The 18,565-nt window shown below is 58.4% G+C and carries 13 protein-coding genes; all 13 read left to right on the forward strand.

All coding sequences use genetic code 11. The features are described 5' to 3' along the window. Positions 1-13: 13 nt before the first annotated feature. The 13 genes from fabZ (at position 14) to ACHZBF_RS06610 (ending at position 18,526) form a co-directional block, all read left to right on the forward strand. A complete protein-coding gene (fabZ, locus tag ACHZBF_RS06550) occupies positions 14-454 on the forward strand; it encodes a 3-hydroxyacyl-ACP dehydratase FabZ (protein ID WP_084609934.1) in 441 nt (146 codons plus the stop codon). Further along, a complete protein-coding gene (gene lpxA / locus ACHZBF_RS06555) occupies positions 451-1,221 on the forward strand; it encodes an acyl-ACP--UDP-N-acetylglucosamine O-acyltransferase (RefSeq protein ID WP_029133043.1) in 771 nt (256 codons plus the stop codon). The genes fabZ and lpxA overlap by 4 nt, the downstream gene beginning before the upstream one ends. 215 nt (positions 1,222-1,436) lie before the next feature. Continuing rightward, positions 1,437-2,594 carry a lipid-A-disaccharide synthase gene (gene lpxB / locus ACHZBF_RS06560; protein ID WP_321527990.1) on the forward strand — a complete coding sequence of 386 codons (1,158 nt, stop codon included), beginning with the start codon at positions 1,437-1,439 and terminating at the stop codon, positions 2,592-2,594. After that, positions 2,594-3,172 (forward strand): ribonuclease HII, encoded by a 579-nt coding sequence (gene rnhB / locus ACHZBF_RS06565; RefSeq protein WP_273438984.1) that lies wholly within the window; start codon positions 2,594-2,596, stop codon positions 3,170-3,172. Before lpxB ends, rnhB begins: the two co-directional genes overlap by 1 nt. Positions 3,173-3,385: 213 nt before the next feature. Continuing rightward, positions 3,386-6,958: a DNA polymerase III subunit alpha gene (dnaE, locus tag ACHZBF_RS06570; protein ID WP_321527991.1), complete on the forward strand. Its 3,573-nt coding sequence runs from the start codon at positions 3,386-3,388 to the stop codon at positions 6,956-6,958. Positions 6,959-7,160: 202 nt separating this feature from the next. Further along, positions 7,161-8,117, forward strand: a complete 957-nt coding sequence (accA, locus tag ACHZBF_RS06575) for an acetyl-CoA carboxylase carboxyl transferase subunit alpha (protein ID WP_029133046.1) — start codon at positions 7,161-7,163, stop codon at positions 8,115-8,117. A 129-nt stretch (positions 8,118-8,246) separates the two neighbouring features. Next, complete coding sequence (gene tilS, locus ACHZBF_RS06580) at positions 8,247-9,608, forward strand: tRNA lysidine(34) synthetase TilS (RefSeq protein ID WP_321527992.1); 1,362 nt, start codon at positions 8,247-8,249, stop codon at positions 9,606-9,608. Positions 9,609-9,940: 332 nt separating this feature from the next. Next, positions 9,941-10,429 (forward strand): type II secretion system protein, encoded by a 489-nt coding sequence (locus ACHZBF_RS06585; protein WP_273438978.1) that lies wholly within the window; start codon positions 9,941-9,943, stop codon positions 10,427-10,429. A 170-nt stretch (positions 10,430-10,599) separates the two neighbouring features. Beyond that, on the forward strand, positions 10,600-11,076 hold the full coding sequence (locus tag ACHZBF_RS06590) for a prepilin-type N-terminal cleavage/methylation domain-containing protein (RefSeq protein WP_321527993.1): 477 nt from the start codon (positions 10,600-10,602) through the stop codon (positions 11,074-11,076). 125 nt (positions 11,077-11,201) lie between these two features. Continuing rightward, positions 11,202-11,675: a type IV pilus modification PilV family protein gene (locus ACHZBF_RS06595; protein WP_029133048.1), complete on the forward strand. Its 474-nt coding sequence runs from the start codon at positions 11,202-11,204 to the stop codon at positions 11,673-11,675. Position 11,676: 1 nt separating this feature from the next. Further along, positions 11,677-12,768 (forward strand): prepilin-type N-terminal cleavage/methylation domain-containing protein, encoded by a 1,092-nt coding sequence (locus tag ACHZBF_RS06600; RefSeq protein ID WP_084609939.1) that lies wholly within the window; start codon positions 11,677-11,679, stop codon positions 12,766-12,768. Beyond that, a complete protein-coding gene (locus ACHZBF_RS06605; RefSeq protein ID WP_321527994.1) occupies positions 12,765-13,184 on the forward strand; it encodes a pilus assembly protein MshP in 420 nt (139 codons plus the stop codon). The genes ACHZBF_RS06600 and ACHZBF_RS06605 overlap by 4 nt, the downstream gene beginning before the upstream one ends. A gap of 11 nt (positions 13,185-13,195) precedes the next feature. Further along, positions 13,196-18,526 (forward strand): DUF6701 domain-containing protein, encoded by a 5,331-nt coding sequence (locus ACHZBF_RS06610; protein WP_321527995.1) that lies wholly within the window; start codon positions 13,196-13,198, stop codon positions 18,524-18,526. Positions 18,527-18,565 lie beyond the last annotated feature (39 nt).

An 18,565-nucleotide genomic window follows, 5' to 3' on the forward strand; every position in this document is an offset into this window, starting at 1 on the left:
TCATTTGAGTACGATGGATATTAATAAGGTGCTGACCCTGTTGCCGCACCGCTACCCGTTTCTCCTGATAGATCGGGTGCTTGATTTTGAGAAGGACACCAGGCTGCTGGCGTTGAAAAATGTTACCTATAACGAGCCCTTTTTCAACGGTCATTTTCCCATCCGGCCGGTAATGCCCGGTGTCCTGATCGTTGAGGCGATGGCACAGGCAACCGGTCTGCTGGCGATGGAATCAAACCCGGAAACGGTAACCGATACCACGGTCTACCTGTTCGTGGGAATCGACAAGGCGCGTTTCAGGCGTCCCGTGGAACCCGGTGATCAGTTGATGATCGAGGTGAACCAGAATTCAATCAAGCGCGGTATTGGTATATTCTCATGTACCGCCAAGGTGGATGGTCAGGTCGCCGCTACTGCGGAAATCATGTGTACTGCCCGGGATTTTGCTCCTTGATTGATCCAAAAGCCGCCATTGACCCCTCAGCCGAGCTGGGTGAAGGGGTTTCAGTAGGACCTTTTAGCGTAATAGGTGCCGGTGTCCGTATCGGCAAGGGCACGCGCATTGGGCCTCACGCCGTGATTAAGGGGCCAACCACTATTGGTGAGGATAATCAAATCTACCAGTTTGCCTCGGTTGGTGAGGACCCTCAGGACAAGAAATACGCAGGTGAGGAGACTCGGCTGGAGATTGGCGACCGCAATGTGATCCGTGAATTTACCACCATCAATCGGGGTACCGCGCAGGATGCGGTGGCAACCCGTATCGGTAATGACAATCTGTTGATGGCTTATACCCACGTGGCGCATGACTGCCAGTTGGGTGATCACATTATCATGGCCAATGCCGCATCACTCGGCGGGCATGTAGTCATTGGCGACTGGGCGATTCTGGGCGGTTTTACCATGGCGCATCAGTTTTCCCATATCGGTGCACACAGCTTCTGCGCCATGGGGTCGGTCATTAACAAGGATATCCCTCCCTATGTCACAGTAAGCGGGCATCCGGCCAGGACCTGCGGTATTAACTCGGAAGGTTTACGCCGGCGGAATTTTGCCAGCCAGACGATTCAACAAATCAAACGTGGTTACAAAATCATCTACAAGCAGCAGCACACTATTGAAGCGGCTCTGGAAAGTCTGCGTCTGCTCGAGCAGGACTGTCCGGAAATCAGGCTCTATATCGACTTTCTGGAGCAGAGCGAGCGCGGCATCGCCCGGTGAGCCGGACAGTCTTGAGAATTAACGGCGGGGTTGAATTCGAACTCCTCAGCCAGCGGTAGACGTGGGGTGATGAGAGGGTTTCATCCCCATTTGCAAAGCACCAACCCGTAGGTTGGGGTGAGGAACTAACCCCAACATCATGGCGCACATACATGAAATCCCCCTGGGGTTCGCAAGCTCACCCCAACCTACGAACTTTGATTAAGTAACCGGCTATGCTGAAAGTTGGAATTGTTGCCAATGAACCGTCTGGCGACCTGTTGGGCGCCGGGGTGATTCGGGAGATCAAAAAGCGCTATCCGGACGCCCGCTTCGAGGGCGTGGGCGGTCCGCTAATGATAAGGGAGGGCTGCCGAAGCCTGTTCTCCATGGATCGGCTGTCGGTCATGGGGTTGATCGAGGTGCTGAAACATCTCCCTGAGTTGCTGTCGATACGCAAAAAGTTGCTCACCCATTTCCTGCAGGCCCCACCGGATGTGTTCATCGGTATCGATGCGCCGGATTTTAATCTTGGCCTGGAAACGGCCTTGAAAAAGTCGGGAATTCCCACAGTTCACTATGTCAGCCCGACGGTCTGGGCCTGGCGCCCCGGCCGGGTCAAGAAAATCCGGGCAGCGGTTGACCTGATGCTGAGCATTTTTCCTTTTGAAGCGGAATTTCTTCAACAACACCAGGTGCCGGTCCAGTATGTCGGACATCCCCTGGCCGATGAAATCCCGCTGCAGAACGATCGACCAGCCGCCCGGGCGGTGCTGGGCGTGACCGACCGGCCCCATGTGGTTGCCATGCTCCCGGGTAGCCGGGTGGGGGAGATCGAGTCGCTGTCGGCAACCTTTATCCGGGCGGCCCTGCAACTCACGGAGCGTTATCCCGATGCCCATTTTCTGGTGCCGCTGATCAATGAGCGCACTCGAGCGGCATTCGAGTCTGTGCTCAATCGTGAGGCGCCGGATCTGCCGGTCACCCTGGTGGACGGGCAGGCAAGAACCGTGATGATTGCAGCCGATGTGGTGCTCACCGCCTCGGGTACCGCCACCCTCGAGGCGATGTTGCTGCGGCGCGCCATGGTGGTGGCCTACCGGCTTAATCCACTCACTTACTGGATCGTCAATCGCTTCAATCTGGTCAAGATACCCTATGTCGCGATGGCCAACCTGCTTGCGAATGAGGCACTGGCCCCGGAATTCATTCAGGATGCTGCCACGCCCGAGGCGCTGGCGGACGCCCTGAGTGAATTGCTGGAGTCTCCAGAGCGGCTAAGGTATATCCAGCAGCGTTACGGGGAGTTGCACGAGACTCTGCAGCAGGACTCGAGTCGCAAGGCGGCGGAGGCGGTGCTTTCTCTGATAGGACGAAACAGGAGTGCGGAATAATGTCTGATCTGATCTGGATTGCCGGGGTGGATGAGGTCGGCAGGGGCCCCTTGGCCGGACCCGTGGTGGCGGCTGCGGTGATATTGCATCCGGATAGGCCCATTACAGGACTCGCCGACTCGAAAAAACTGAGCGAGAAGCGTCGGGAGCAGCTTGCGCACGAGATCAGGGATAAGGCCCTCTGCTGGGCGCTGGGGCGGGCTGAAGTGGAAGAGATCGATCGGCTCAACATACTCCATGCCAGTCTGCTGGCGATGAAAAGGGCGGTTGAGGCACTCACTACCCGGCCAGGCCATGCGCTGATCGATGGCAATCGCTGTCCGGATCTCCGGTGCAGTGCCGAGGCCGTCGTTGGTGGTGACGACAGTGAACCGGCAATCAGCGCCGCATCAATCCTGGCCAAGGTGTCACGGGACCGGGAGATGGTGTTGCTGGATCAGCAGTATCCGGGCTATGGCCTGGCGAAGCACAAGGGCTATCCGACCAAGCTCCATGTGGCGGCGCTGCAGGAGCTTGGCGTCAGCCCGATCCACCGTCGCTCCTTCGGTCCGGTAAAAAGGCTCCTGTCGGGTAGTTAAGGATGCTCCATTGGCGCGTCGTCGGGTGCCGGTGAAAGAAATACAACCGCAATGTGCGCGAAGTATGCAAAGCCATAAAGGTATACACTTTGCGCCCTTGGCGGTTTCTCATTTTATGTGTGAGATCTGTGCCATTCCACGGACAGGAAATGTCGGGCCGGGTATGATTTCAATCTGAAAATCCGTTAACGACTGGGTTACAATATCGCCACTATGCATCCAGCCTTCATCCATCTGCGTGTCCATTCCGAATACTCCCTGGTTGATGGGTTGGTGCGGATCAAGCCGCTGGTTGCCCGGGTAGCCGAACTCGGCATGCCGGCAGTGGCGGTAACGGACCAGTCAAACCTGTTCTCCCTGGTAAAGTTCTACAAGGCATCCATTGCCGCCGGGGTGAAGCCGGTCAGCGGTGTGGATGTCTGGGTACGGGATCCGGAAGATCCCAACAACCCCTTTCGACTGCTGCTGCTGGTGCAGAATTCCCGGGGCTATCGAAATCTCACCTGCCTGGTGTCCAGAAGCTACCGGGAAGGTCAGCACCTGGGCAAGGCGATGCTTGAAGGCGACTGGTTCTCGCGCGAGAGCTGCGAAGGGCTGATCGCCCTTTCCGGCGGCCGTGCCGGAGATATTGGCCGGGCGTTGCTGGCGGGGAACCCGGCCCAGGCGGAACAGCGTCTGCGACATTGGCTCGATCTGTTTGGTGATCGCTTCTACCTGGAACTGCACCGCACCGGGCGCGAAGGTGAAGAGCGTTGCCTCCATGCCAGTATCGACCTGGCCACCCGTCTGGACGTGCCGGTGGTGGCCACCAACGATGTGCGTTTTCTTACCCCGGATGATTTTGAGGCCCATGAGGTGCGGGTCTGTATTCATGAGGGTCGTACCCTGGATGACGCCCGTAGACCCAAACACTACAGCCGGGAACAGTATCTGCGCACGCCGGAGGAGATGGTGGCGCTGTTCGCAGATATTCCGGAAGCGCTGGAAAACAGCGTGGAGATCGCGCGACGCTGTAATATCGAGCTGACTCTGGGACAAAATTTCCTGCCCGATTTTCCCATTCCCGAAGGCATGACCATTGAGGAGTTTTTCTCCCGGGAGTCGATGCGCGGACTGGAGCAGCGGCTGGAGATTATCCTGGACCGGGCCGATCCTGCGTACGCCGAGAAACGCAAGGTCTACGATGATCGCCTGCAGGTTGAACTGGATGTGATCAACCAGATGGGTTTCCCCGGCTACTTCCTGATCGTGGCTGATTTTATCCAGTGGGCCAAGGATAACGGCATTCCGGTCGGACCGGGACGTGGATCGGGTGCCGGCTCCATTGTCGCCTACGCGCTGAAGATCACCGACCTCGATCCGATCGAGCACGAACTGCTGTTCGAGCGCTTCCTCAATCCCGAGCGCGTCTCCATGCCCGATTTCGATGTCGACTTCTGCATGGATAACCGGGATCGGGTGATCGACTATGTGGCGCGTAAATACGGCCGCGACTCGGTCTCCCAGATCATCACCTATGGCTCGATGGCGGCCAAGGCGGTAGTCAGGGATGTGGGGCGCGTACTGGGTCACCCCTACGGCTTTACAGACCGCATCGCCAAGATGATCCCGTTTGAGATCGGTATGACCCTGAACAAGGCGCTGGAGGAGAGCGAGGATCTGGCGGCCGCCTTCCGCGATGAGGAGGAGGTGACCCAGCTGATCGAAATGGCGAAAAAGCTCGAGGGTGTGGCGCGCAATGCCGGCAAGCACGCCGGCGGCGTGGTGATCGCGCCGGGTCTGCTGACCGATTTCACGCCGCTCTATTGTGAGCCGGGAGGCGCCAACCTGGTTACCCAGTTCGACAAGGACGATGTGGAGCAGGTGGGGCTGGTGAAGTTCGACTTTCTGGGTCTGCGGACCCTCACCATCGTCGACTGGGCCTTGAAGACGGTCAACCGCAAGCGCCAGGAACAGGGTCAGGAACCGGTGGATATTACCCTGATCCCGATGGATGACACCGAAGCCTTTGCCCTGTTGAAAAAGTGCGAGACCACGGCGGTGTTCCAGCTCGAATCCCGCGGCATGAAGGAGCTGATCAAAAAGCTGCGGCCGGACTGTTTCGATGACATCACCGCGCTGGTGGCCCTGTTCCGCCCCGGTCCGCTGCAGTCGGGCATGGTGGATGACTTCATCGCCCGTAAGCACGGGGAACAAAAAGTGGTCTACCCGCACCCGGATCTGGAACCGATCCTTCGCTCCACCTATGGCGTGATCCTGTATCAGGAGCAGGTGATGCAGATCGCCCAGGTGCTGGCCGGCTACTCCCTCGGGGGCGCCGACCTGCTGCGGCGTGCCATGGGCAAGAAAAAGCCCGAGGAGATGAAAAAACAGGGAGAGATCTTCCGTGCAGGCGCCGTGGCGCGCGGTGTGGATGAGGAAGTGGCTACCTATATTTTCGACCTGATGGAGAAGTTCGCCGGTTACGGCTTCAACAAATCCCACTCCGCCGCCTATGCCCTGGTCTCCTACCAGACCATGTGGTTGAAGGCGCACTACCCCTCGGCATTCATGGCGGCGGTGCTGTCGGCGGATATGGATACCACCGATAAGGTGGTGACGTTGATCGATGAGTGCCGCAGCATGAATCTGGTGGTCAACCCACCCCACGTCAATCATTCCGAATATATGTTCACGGTGGGTGACGGGAGTGAGGTGATCTATGGGCTGGGCGCCATCAAGGGGGTGGGTGAGTCGGCCATCGAGAGTATCATCGAGGCACGGAAGTCGGGTGGCCGGTTCAAGGATATCTTTGAATTCTGTCGCCGCATCGACCAGCGCAAGGTTAACCGAAGGGTGCTCGAATCCCTGCTCAGGGCCGGGGCGCTGGATGAGTTGGGGGCCAATCGCGCCAGCCTGATGGCTCAACTCCCCCTGGCATTGAAGATGGCCGAGCAGCATCATGCCAGCCTGGCGGCGGGGCAGGAGGATCTGTTTGGTATCGCCGCCCCTCAACCGCAGGCGGCGATTGATGGGCAGATGATCCCGGATGATAGCGAGGAGTGGGAGGATGAAATCCGCTTGCAGGGTGAGAAGGAGACCCTGGGTCTCTATCTGACCGGTCATCCGATTGATCGCTATGTGCCGGAGATGGGCGGATTGGGCGTGACCCGGATCGGCAATCTTTCCCTGGATGGGGGTGTGGGTGGAGATGGCGGTGGGTATCAGAAGCGTTCCAAGCAGCGGGTCATGGTGGCGGGGCTGGCGCTCTCAGTAAGTCATCGCCAGACCCAGCGCGGCCGCATGGGTACGGTGGTGCTGGATGACCGTAGCGGCAGGATCGAGATCACGCTGTTTTCCGACGCGTACGAGGCGTTTAAGGATCTGCTGGTGAGTGACCGGATTCTTTTGGTGGCGGGCAATCTGAACTATGACGAGTACCGGGGGGGGCTGAGTATCCGGGTTGATCAGGTAATGGAGTTCCAGCAGGCGCGGGAGTTGAATGCCACGGCCCTGCGACTCACCTGGAATCATCGTCTGCTGTCGCGGAGGCAATTGACAGCTAAAGATTTTGCCGAAGAGCTGAGTAGCGTGCTGACACCGTATCAGGGGGGGGTGTGTGATCTTCAAATTTGCTATCAGGGGGACACTGCCGCCGCTGCGCTGCGCTGCGACGAGAGCTGGCGGGTGCATCCGGCCGATGAGCTGTTACGGCAACTCTCCCGTCTGCTGAATATGGAGTCGGTCGAGGTAATCTACTCTCGTGGTCGAGTCATGGAGCGGGCCGAAGCAGTCACGCCTGCCTGATACAGAAAACAGTTCGTGGGTTGGACTGAGGACCGAACCCCAACATTAGGGAGCACAAAGATGAAAACTTGTTGGGGTTCCCAAGCTCATCCCAACCTGTAAGTTGAGCCTGACCCCCATCCCCAACGACTGTCGTTATTGCTGATCACCTGGATGGCCCGATGATCTGTTCTATCCCAACCTAATCCGGTATATTTCGCCCATGGACATGAACTTTCTTGAATTTGAACAACCGATTGCCGAACTCGAGGCGAAGATCGAAGAGTTGCGCCTGGTCGGCAATGATAACGAGATCAATATCCAGGACGAGATTACCCGTCTGGAAACCAAGAGCCGGTCACTTACAGAATCGCTCTATCAGAACCTGAAGCCGTGGCAGGTCGCCCAGGTGGCCAGACATCCGCTGCGCCCCTATATGCTCAACTATATCGAGTATATTTTTGACGATTTCCATGAGATGCACGGCGATCGTGCATTCGCTGACGACCATGCCATTGTCGGCGGTGTCGCCCGCATCGATGGTCGTCCGGTCATGCTGATCGGTCAGCAGAAGGGGCGGGATACCAAGGAAAAACTGTTCCGCAACTTCGGCATGCCGCGTCCCGAAGGGTATCGCAAGGCATTGCGCCTGATGGAGACGGCAGAGCGCTTTAAACTGCCTGTCCTGACCTTTATCGATACGCCAGGGGCCTATCCCGGCATAGGAGCGGAGGAGCGGGGCCAGAGCGAGGCAATCGCGAAAAACCTGCTGGTGATGGCCGGCCTGAAAACGCCCATCATCTGTACCGTCATGGGAGAAGGGGGCTCTGGTGGCGCACTGGCCATCGGCGTGGGGGATCGGGTGATGATGCTGGAATACAGCACCTATTCGGTTATTTCACCTGAAGGTTGTGCCTCGATCCTGTGGAAGAGCGCCGACAAGGCGCCGCTGGCAGCCGAGGCGATGGCGATCACCTCAGACCGGCTCAAGGAACTGGACCTGATTGATGCCATCATTCCGGAACCATCGGGTGGTGCCCATCGTGATCCGGAGGGTGCGGCTAAATACCTGAAAAGCGCGCTGCTGGAATCATTGCAACTGCTCGACGCGAAACCCATGGAGCAACTGCTGGAGGAGCGGTATCAGCGACTGATGGGATATGGCGCTTTCCAGAGCTGATTATTCTGATTTTGTGCGCATCGGGGTTAAATGACTGCAATGCATCCTGGGATCAGCTTCAGTTGCGATAAAACTTTGGTGCATCGCGGCTGAAACCGTTCCTATGCCCCTCCGGAGTTCAATCCAGCCATGTCATTCAGCCCCGATCATCTGCTGAATACCCTGTCAAAATTTTCTCTGCCAACCGGCTATCTGATCGGCTTCAGTGGCGGGATGGATTCACATGTCCTGCTTTATGCGATGGTGGTTTTGGGGGAGCGCCTGCCGGCCCCACTCAGAGCGATCCACGTAGACCATGGCCTGCAGTCCCAGTCGACCACCTGGGCCGGGCACTGCCAGTCGGTCTGCCGGAAACTGAATATCCCGCTGGAAACCTTTTCCCTGCAACTGAAGCCGATCAAGGGCGAGAGCCTGGAGGCTGTGGCACGTGAGGCGCGCTATGGTGTGTTGGCCCGGGAGATCCGGCCGGGGGAGATGCTGCTGACGGCGCATCACCAGGATGATCAGGCAGAGACCCTGTTGCTGCAGCTGTTGCGCGGTGCCGGTTTGAGCGGTCTGGCGGCGATGCCGGAGCTGACCCGCTTCGATAAGGGGATACATGCCAGACCCTTGCTGGATAGCACGCGCGATGAACTGACCCGGTATGCGACCGATGTCGGGTTGCACTGGATCGAGGATGCCAGTAACCAGAACATTGAATTCGACCGGAATTACCTGAGACATCAGGTGGTCCCGCTGCTGAAAGCACGCTGGCCGGCCATGTCCCGAACCCTGTCGCGCAGTGCCGGCCACTGTGCCGAGGCGGACCGGCTGATAGAAGCCCTGCTTTCCCGGGAACTGGAACAGATCCATGATCCTGCGGATGGCACACTTTGCGTATCGTTACTGAACGCCCTTCCGGCGGGCCAATTGGCAGCACTGCTGAGGCTCTGGATCGGGCGAAGTGGGTACGCGTTGCCCGGATCAGCAATCCTGGAACGGATCATTACCGAGGTGTTAGGGTCGCGGCTGGACGGCAATCCGCTGGTAAGCTGGCGCGGCGCGGAAATACGACGGTACCGGGACCGTCTCTACCTGATGTCACCGCTGCCGTCGTTCGATCCTTGCCATTCCCTGGTCTGGCGCGGCGAGTCCGAGCTGTCGCTTCCGGCCGGCTTGGGTACGCTCCGATTTCAGGATAACCAGGGTGTGGCGGGAGTTTCGCCTGAGCCTGGACGTTACCGGATTCGCTTCCGCCAGGGCGGTGAAACCTGCCGGCCATTGGGGCGGGGAATCAATAAAAAAATCAAACATCTGCTGCAGGAGGCCGGGGTGCTCCCCTGGATGCGGGAACGGGTGCCACTGCTGGAGGTCGACGGGGAGATCGCCGAGATTATCGGCGTCTGCCGCTGTGAACCGGATGGGCAGGCCCCCATATTCCGCCATCTGAAAATCACCTGGAACTGCCCGTTGCCCTGGCGTCGGCAACCTCCAGTTAAGAAACCGGATTAAATTCCATTAAAAATATTAAAGTTTCCGATGGCTTGGGCGAAATACTTGGGTAGTGGGATTAAATGAGGCGCGCCAGAGGGTCGGGGTCAAATTCTGGAAGGAGTCTAACCGCAAAGTGCGCGAAGCACGCAAAGTTATAAAGATATTCACTTCGCGACCTTTGCGCACTTAGCGGTTTCCATTTTATTAATTTGACCGCCGTGCCGACCCAGGATATGCAGGATGGCAAAGCACGGCGTGCCCATCAAGCCTGCGTTTGCAATCAGACGTTTGCTGGCATGTCCCCGCAACAAGATTGGTAACAAAAATATGTGCAACAACGGGAGCGGAAGATGAAACAACAGGCAGGTTTTACTCTCATTGAGTTGGTCGTGGTGATCCTGATTCTCAGTGTGCTGGCGGCGACGGCGCTGCCCCGGTTTATGGATGTGCAACAGGATGCCCATATCGCTGCAGTGAAGGGTGCCGGGGGCGGATTGGGTTCGGCCATATCACTGGCCCATGCCCAGTGGGTGGCAAATGGGCATACTGGAGCGGTGGATAATCTTGTCGGCTTTGGCGATGGCACGGTGGATATGCATGCCAACGGCTGGCCAACTTCAACCAACGGCGTCAATACCAACCCAGATGCGAATCGTTGCGTACAGATCTGGAATGGTGTCATGCAGAATCCCCCTCCGGCTGGAACAGCGGCTGGCACGGTAGATTACGTGGCGAGTGCGTCTGGCAGTATTTGCACCTATGATTACCAGCCGGCCGGCAACATGAGTATCACCTATGACGTCAGTAATGGTGCAGTGACGGTCGATTCAGTATTCTAATCTGCAACTGGGATTGCATGCGGGGTCTGGAGTGGAGTCGAATTCAATAAATGCCACATCGACCCGTTGTTTCCTCGGCGTCGTTTCTTGGTATTACTTGAGTACTGTATACGGTGACTTACCGATCGCCAACTGAAAAACGGGCACCTTCCAGGTGCCCGTTTTGCTTATTGGAAAGGGGTCGACCCGGTCAGGCCGGCTTTACCCTGGTGGAACTGGTGGTTGTATTGCTGCTGGTAGGGGTGCTGATGGCGGTGGGTATGCCGCGTTTCTTCAATCAACTCACCTTCCTGGAGTGGGGTTTCAGCGATGAACTGGGGGAGGCGGTGCGATTCGGCCAGAAACTGGCAGTTGCCACCGGTTGCGACACCCAGGTGTCCATCAGTTCCACCGGCTACCAGCTGAATCAGCGTGCCAGTTGCAACAGCGGCGCCTTTACTACCGCGGTCCGCCTGCCCGGTAGTGACAGTGCCGGCTATAGCGGTACAGCTCCGAGCGGGGTCACCCTGAGTGCCACTGCACTCTATTTCGATACGCTCGGGCGACCACGCAACAGCGCGACCAATACTCTGCTGACAACCGCTACCCCAATCACCATTGGCAGCCGGAACATCACTGTCGAACCACAGACCGGGTATGTCCACTGATTATGGTGAGCCCAACAGACATCCAGCTGTGGAAAATCCACCCCCATTGGGCGGGCCGTGTCCGCCGTAAAACAGATCAGGAAGCATCAGCGCCCAGCGAACACCAGGTTCCGGTGCGGGTTTGCATGTCCCGCTCCAGACAGCGCGGTGTCACCCTGATCGAGTTGGTGGTCTCTATTGTGATTCTGTCGGTGGCGGCGACAGGTATTCTGATGGTGATGACCCAGACCATTCTCTCCAGCGCCGATCCCATGCTTCGTGAACAGGCGACCGCCATCGCCCAGTCCTACATGGAGGAGATACTGACCCAGCCGCTGTCCGACCCGGACGGGGTCGAGACGAACGGGCCTGAAGGCGGTGAGATCCGTGCCACCTATGATGATGTGTGGGATTATCACGGCCTTAACAACAGTGCCGGTGCCCTGGATCAGAATGGTGCCACGGTGTCCGGTCTGGAGGGCTACAACATCGCGGTGTCCGTGACGGGGACCACGCTGGGACCTGGGGCTGGCAGTCCGGCGCTGCGCATTGCCATCACCGTGACCCACGATGGACAGGCTGGTATCAATGTGCCTGTCGTGGCCTACAGGCTGAACTGACATGACGATAGAGTCAGGAAATCAGCTATTGACCCGGAGCGGCCCCCTTTCGGTCTGCCGCGCGACCGGTAGGAGGCTCGCCCTCGGGCCGAATCGCGGCGTGGCGCCGCTCCTACAGGCGGTTGTTTCAAGATTCAAGGTGTCGGAGTCGGGCCGGGTTGGTGTCCCGGCCTGCAGTAGGGGGCTTGTCTGGCCCAACTCACACGCCGGGGGCAGCGGTCAATGCGGCTTTACCCTGATCGAACTGGTGGTGGTGATCGTGATCAGCGGTGTTATTGCCGTGGCCGCTTCCCAGTTGATCCAGCGACCGGTGGAGATGTATCAGTCACAGGCCAGCCGCGCACGGCTGGTGGATCGGGCGGACACGGCGCTGGTGCGGATGACCCGGGAGCTGCGGGACGCCCTGCCCAACAGTGTGCGTATCGGCTGTTCCGGTGCCTGCCTGGAGTTTCTGCACGTAGTGACAGGGGGGCTTTACCGTGCCGCGCCCGAGGCGGATTCTCTGCGCCTCAGTTTCAACCCGGCGGATGCTGATATGCAATTTGAGGTAATGGGGCTGCTCGCCGACAGCGCACTGGTCCAGGCGGGGAGCAATGTCAATGACTGCGCTAGCATGAACGCCTCCTGTCTGGTGATCTACAACACCGGACTGTCGGGAAGTAACGCCTACAACCGGGATAACGCGGCTACCATCAGTGCGGTCAATGCCGGTCCACCAATCACACTGAACTTTTTCAATAACGGATTTTCCAGTCTACAGACGGCCTTTCCGGCCAGTTCACCGGACCAGCGGTTCTATATTGTCGATACACCCATCACCTATCTCTGTGATCCCGGCGGCGGGACTATTCGACGCTATCAGGGCTACAACCTGCAGGCTGCCCAGAATGCCGTAGACAGTCATGCGGAACTGTTGGCTCAGAGCAATCCGGCAGAACATGCCTTACTGGTGGATCAGGTCAGCGCCTGCAATTTCACTTATACCCCGGGCACCCCATCCCGCAATGGGCTGGTGACCCTGGAGCTCACAGTGCAGGAGCAGAGTGAATCCATTACCCTGCTGCAGCAGGCGCATCTGGTGAATATGCCATGAACGGAGCTGTCGGCGGGGTGGTAAAGGTAACACCAGGGCAGCACGGATTCTCCCTGATCAGCACCCTGTTCATGCTGGTGGTGCTGGCGGCACTGGGGAGTTACATGGTGCGGTTGAATATGTCCCAGCAGACCACCACCACCCTGTCATTGCAATCCGTACGCGCCTGGTATGCGGCATCCAGTGGGCTGGAATGGGCGGTGTATCAGATCAATACCAATAACAGCTGCCCCAGCGTACCCAGCAGTTTCAGCACCGATGGATTTATTATTACGCTGTCCGGCTGCACTGCCTATCCGGTGACCGAAGGGGCATCCAGTTACACGCTCTACGATGTTCAGGTGAATGCCAGTCGCGGTGTATTCGGTACGCCCGATTACGTTGCACGACGCTTGCGCGCCACGGTGAGAGGATGAAAATTCAGGCCATGAAAGCTGTCAGTCATATTCTCACAGCAACAGTTGTGTTGGCTTGTAACGGTGGGGCATATGCGGCGGATAATCTTCTCGATCCGGCTGCTGGTGGCGTGATCACCCACTACAGTTCACAGCTTGGCAGCTATCCGGCATCCAGGCTCAACGACCAAAGCACGACAGCGCAGTGGTTGTCGTCATCGGGACAATTCACCAATGATATTATTTTCCGTTTCGGTGCCGCTTATCCGCAGCGCCGATTTGATGGGTTTCGATTAAGCAATCACGGTGGTAACCGGTCTATTGAGGATTTTCTACTGCTTTATGCCGACGATTCCGGTCTCGCTGCCGATACGGGGCGGGACGGATGGACCCGGATTCCGGCCGATACCAATCCTGTGGATGCCATCAATTACCTGCATTGGGGAGAGGGCGGTACCCTGGTATCCACCACTTCACAGCACGGCAGTTATCCGGCCAGTCGCCTGCATGATGGTACAGCCAACAATTATTGGCTGAGTCAGAGTGGGATCTACGGCAATCTACTCACCTTTGCCTTCGACACGGATTGGAACGGCGCGACGGGGGACGCGATCAGTTTTGAAAAATTCCGCCTCTACAATCATGGTGGCAGCCGCAGCGTGCAGGATTTTCAGGTCGAGTATGAGCTGGGGAACAGTGGCAGCTGGCAAAAGCTGCCGGCCCCCGGCGGTCCGTTCGCCGAGTTCAATTATGCGCTCGAATTCGAGGGTGGCACGGTGTCGACCAGCTCGCAGCACGGCAGCTACCCGGCCAGCCGCCTGAATGATGGCACGGCCAACACCTACTGGCTCAGTCAGAGCGGCAGCTACAACAATACCCTGAGCTTCGCCTTCGATACCGATCAGGATGGTGCCACCGGTGATGCCATCATCTTCGATAAACTTCGCCTCAATAATCATAACGGCAGCCGCAGCGTGCAGGATTTTCAGCTGGAATATGAGCTGGGGAACAGTGGCAGCTGGCAAAAGCTGCCGGCCCCCGGCGGTCCGTTCGCCGAGTTCAATTATGCGCTCGAATTCGAGGGTGGCACGGTGTCGGCCAGCTCGCAGCACGGCAGCTACCCGGCCAGCCGCCTGAACGATGGCACCGCCAACACCTACTGGCTTAGTCAGAGCGGCAGCTACAACAATACCCTGAGCTTCGCCTTCGACACTGATCAGGACGGTGCCACCGGTGATGCCATCACCTTCGACAAACTCCGCCTCAATAACCATAGCGGTACCCGCAGCGTGCAGGATTTTCAGGTGGAATATGAGCAGGGAAACAGCGGCACCTGGCAGAAGCTGCCGGCGCCCGGCGGTCCGTTCGCCGAGTTCAACTATGCGCTCGAATTCGAGGGTGGCACGGTGTCGGCCAGCTCGCAGCTCGGTAGCTACCCGGCCAGCCGCCTGAATGATGGTACAAGCAACACCTTCTGGCTCAGTCAGAGTGGGGTCCACAACAATATCCTGAGCTTTACCTTCGATACCGATCAGGACGGTGCCACCGGTGATGCCATCACCTTCGACAAATTCCGTCTCAATAACTACAACGGAAGTCGCAGTGTGCAGGACTTTGAGATCTGGTATCGGATCGGCGCCGGGGGCTGGACCAAACTGGCCGACTACACTGCCGTCAATTCGGCCGCCACGCAGGAGTGGACGGTCGGTGGTATCGCCAATGTCACCGGGGTGCAACTGCGCACGGTGAATAATTATGGTGACAGTTACACCGGTATTCGGGAGATTGAGATTGTCGGCCCGAACAATGGCACCACTTACACCTACACGGCGGCCGCTTCGAGTACTGACCAGGTATGGACCGTGGCTGCTGTCATGGGCAGTGCCATCGCTAATGTCACCGGTGTGAGATTGCGTACCGTCAACAACTATGGCGACAGCTACACCGGTATTCGCGAGATCGAGATTGTCGGCCCAAACAGTGGCACCACCTACACCTACACGGCGGCCGCTTCGAGTGCCGATCAGGTATGGTCTGTTGCCGCCGTCATGGGTAGTGCCATTGCCAATGTCACTGGAGTTCGGCTGCTTACTGTTAACAACTATGGTGACAGCTACACGGGGATTCGCGAGATCGAGATTGTCGGCCCGTTCAATGGCCCGGTGTATACCTATACCGCCGCCAACACATCAACCATGCAGGAGTGGACAGTTGCGGCGGTCAATGGTGGAGTGCCGATAGCTGATGTTACCGGCTTCCGGCTGAGAACCATCTCCAATTATGGCGACAGTTACACCGGCCTCCGCGAGATTGACGTGTATGGTGAGCCGGTCGGTCCGGCGCATCTCTTTTCCGCCACCGCTGTCAGCACCACTTGGCAGGAATTTCCGTTTACCGCAGTCTCCGGCCGTCTGTTGCGGGTACGTATTTTCGACAACCATGGCGACAGCTACACCGGTGCCCGGGAATTTGAACTGAATGCCAGCCCGCTCAGTCCACTGGCCGAGTGGCGCATGGATGAAGCGAGTTGGGGGCAAGTGCAGGATGTCACTGGCAATGGCTATCATGGGGCCGGGATTAATGATGCCACGACCGCTGCCACGGACCCGGTCGTTTCAGGTAGCCCGGGAACCTGCCGTTATGGAGTCTTTGATGGCAGCGATGACTATGTGGATCTGGCAGGACTGCCCAATCTGACCGACAGCTTTACCATTACCGCCTGGATCAAGGCGGACGATCTGGGTAACGACCAGCGGATCTTTGCCGATGATCAGACCAACAACGGTGGCTTCGCCCTCAGTCTGGGCGATGGTGGCAATGGAAAATTGCGCTTTTTCTCCCGCAGCGTGAATCCCATAATCGTTGATACCCAGAACCCGGTGATTTCCGCAGGTACCTGGCACCATGTGGCGGCGGTACATGATGTCACGGCCAAGACTCGTACGATCTATGTCGACGGGATTGCCGTGATGCTCAATACCGGTGGTACCAGCTCGGTCTATACCGGTACTTGGGGCAGCGACCCCGGGGCTGCCAGTATCGGCGGGGAAAACAATGCGGCCGGGGGGGAGGCGGTTCCGCGCTGGCGATTCAAGGGCAGTCTGGATGAAGTACGGGTCTACACGGAGGCGCTCAGCCAGAGTCAGATACAGGCGGTCAGGGATGAGATCCATCCTTGTGTCGCAACCGGGCTTGATCATATCCGCCTCGAACATGATGGGCAGGGGCTCACCTGCATGGGGGAGACCGTCACGGTCAGTGCCTGTGCCGATGCGACCTGCAGCAATTTGTACATGGGTCAGGTAACACTCGATTTCAGTTCTCCCGCCGGCGGCTGGAACCCGGACCCGGTCACCTTTACCGGTGGTACTGCAAGCGTCAGTCTGAGCCACACCACGGCAGGAAGTGTCGTGCTGGACGCGACAGCCAGTTCACCGGTGACGGCCAGTAGCGTGGAATGCATCAACAGTAGTGGCGGGAATGCCTGTGAAATGATATTTGCCGAAACCGGCATTCTGCTGGATGGAGATGATGGTGATGGCTCGCCCGAAAGTGCGGTGCCGACCCAGATCGCCGGCAAGCCCTCGCAAACCGGTTACGGCGCCACGACTCAGCGGGTCCGGGTGGTAAGAACCGATAACGCGACGGGTGCCTGTGTTCCGGGTGTTGGCAACCAGACCCTTGATGCCATGTTCAGCTATCTGCTGCCGGTTGCCGGTGAGGGGCTGAATGACGACAGCCTTTCGGTTGTCGCGGCGAGCAGCGCGACCCTGACCGCTGCTGGCAGCGGTCAGATGCTCCAGCTCGCCTTCGATGGGAACGGCACTGCCCCCTTCAGTTTCACCTCACAGGACGCGGGTCGCTACCAGTTGCGGGTGGAAATGGCGATACCGGCAGTCGACCCGGACGGTGTGCCGACAGGCACAACGATTGCGGCCAGTGACACCAGCAACGGCTTCGTTATCCGGCCCCTGGCGGTGTACGCCGATGCGACGGGTAATACCCGGGCGCAGGATGCCGACGGGAATCCCTTCAAGAGTGCGGGCGAGCCGTTTACCCTCGGTTACAAGAGCCTGCGCTGGGCGCCGGGTCGGGACAATGACAATGACGGTTTGTGGGACAGCTGCGCCAGTTCAACCCTCACGGACCCCGGCCTCTACGCCCGGGTGCCGGCCTGGAACATTGGTCAGCCCGGTGCCGATCTGCAGCAACCCGCTGGTGGCAATCCCGGCAGTCTGGTGCACGGAGGCGGTGATGCCGCTTTTACCGTCGCCGCCACCGGTGTTGACAAGGGCGGTGTCAGCTACAGCGAGGTGGGCATTATCCAACTCCAGCAGAATAGCCTGAACCCCTTCCTGGGTGAGGGCGTGCCGCTCTGTTCCCCCTATATCGGGCGCTTCATACCGGCCGATTTCTCCTTCGCGATCACCGATCACGGGGCACTGCTCAACAGCTGTACCGGGAGTGGTTTCAGCTATGCGGGAACCCCAATAGGCTACGCTGCGCCGCAACTGCCTGCGGCCATCATCACCGCCAGAAACAGCAGTGGAGTAACCACGCAGAACTACACGGGCGCCTACAATAAACTCCCGCTGAGCGGTATCAACATGCCCAATATCACCAGTGATGGGACTCAGTTGGGTGCGGATGGCGTGACCAAGGTAGGTTTGAACTGGAGCATCGGTATGCCCGGCCTGATCGACAACGGGAACGGTACGCTGGATTTCGGGCTCTCGGGTGACACCTTCACCTATGATCGAACCGCCAACGACCGGGTGGCACCCTTTACCAGCGACCTGGTGCTGTCGGTGCAAAGTATCACGGATGATGACGGTGTCACGGCAGCTGGAATGCCGCAAAGTTTCACGCCGGCGGGCGTGGAAATCCGTTATGGCCGCATGGCGATGCAGAATGCCCAAGGATCTGAGCTGCTGCCACTCCACGTGCCGTTGCAGGTGGAATACTACGCGGGTAGTGCCAATGGATTCGTGGCCAATGGCGCTGATCTTTGCACTGCCGGATTGACCGCAGGATTAAAAAGCCCGGTCGGCCAGGTGGTCATCGCCGGGGGCAGCCGCAATACCGCGATCTACACGTCGGCTGCCGTGGCAGGGGCATATGCGGCGGATGACCTGAGCGATTCTTCACTGTTGTTTGTACAGCCACCGGTGGCGGGTGAATTCAATCTGAATCTACAGCCGCCAGGGCAGGGCAATACCGGCAGTACTGACGTTGAGGTAGTGGTTCCGTCCTGGCTGAAATACATTTGGAGCGGGTCGGCTATGGACAACCCGTCGGCCAAGGCCACCTTCGGTGTGTTCAGTCGACCCGGCGGACTAATCTATCAGCGGGAAGCCTATTAGCCTTTTTCAAATCTCGATTTGGGGCGCCCAGTGGGCGCC

The organism is Sedimenticola selenatireducens, assembly GCF_963675335.2.
GTDB classification, from domain to species: domain Bacteria; phylum Pseudomonadota; class Gammaproteobacteria; order Chromatiales; family Chromatiaceae; genus Sedimenticola; species Sedimenticola selenatireducens.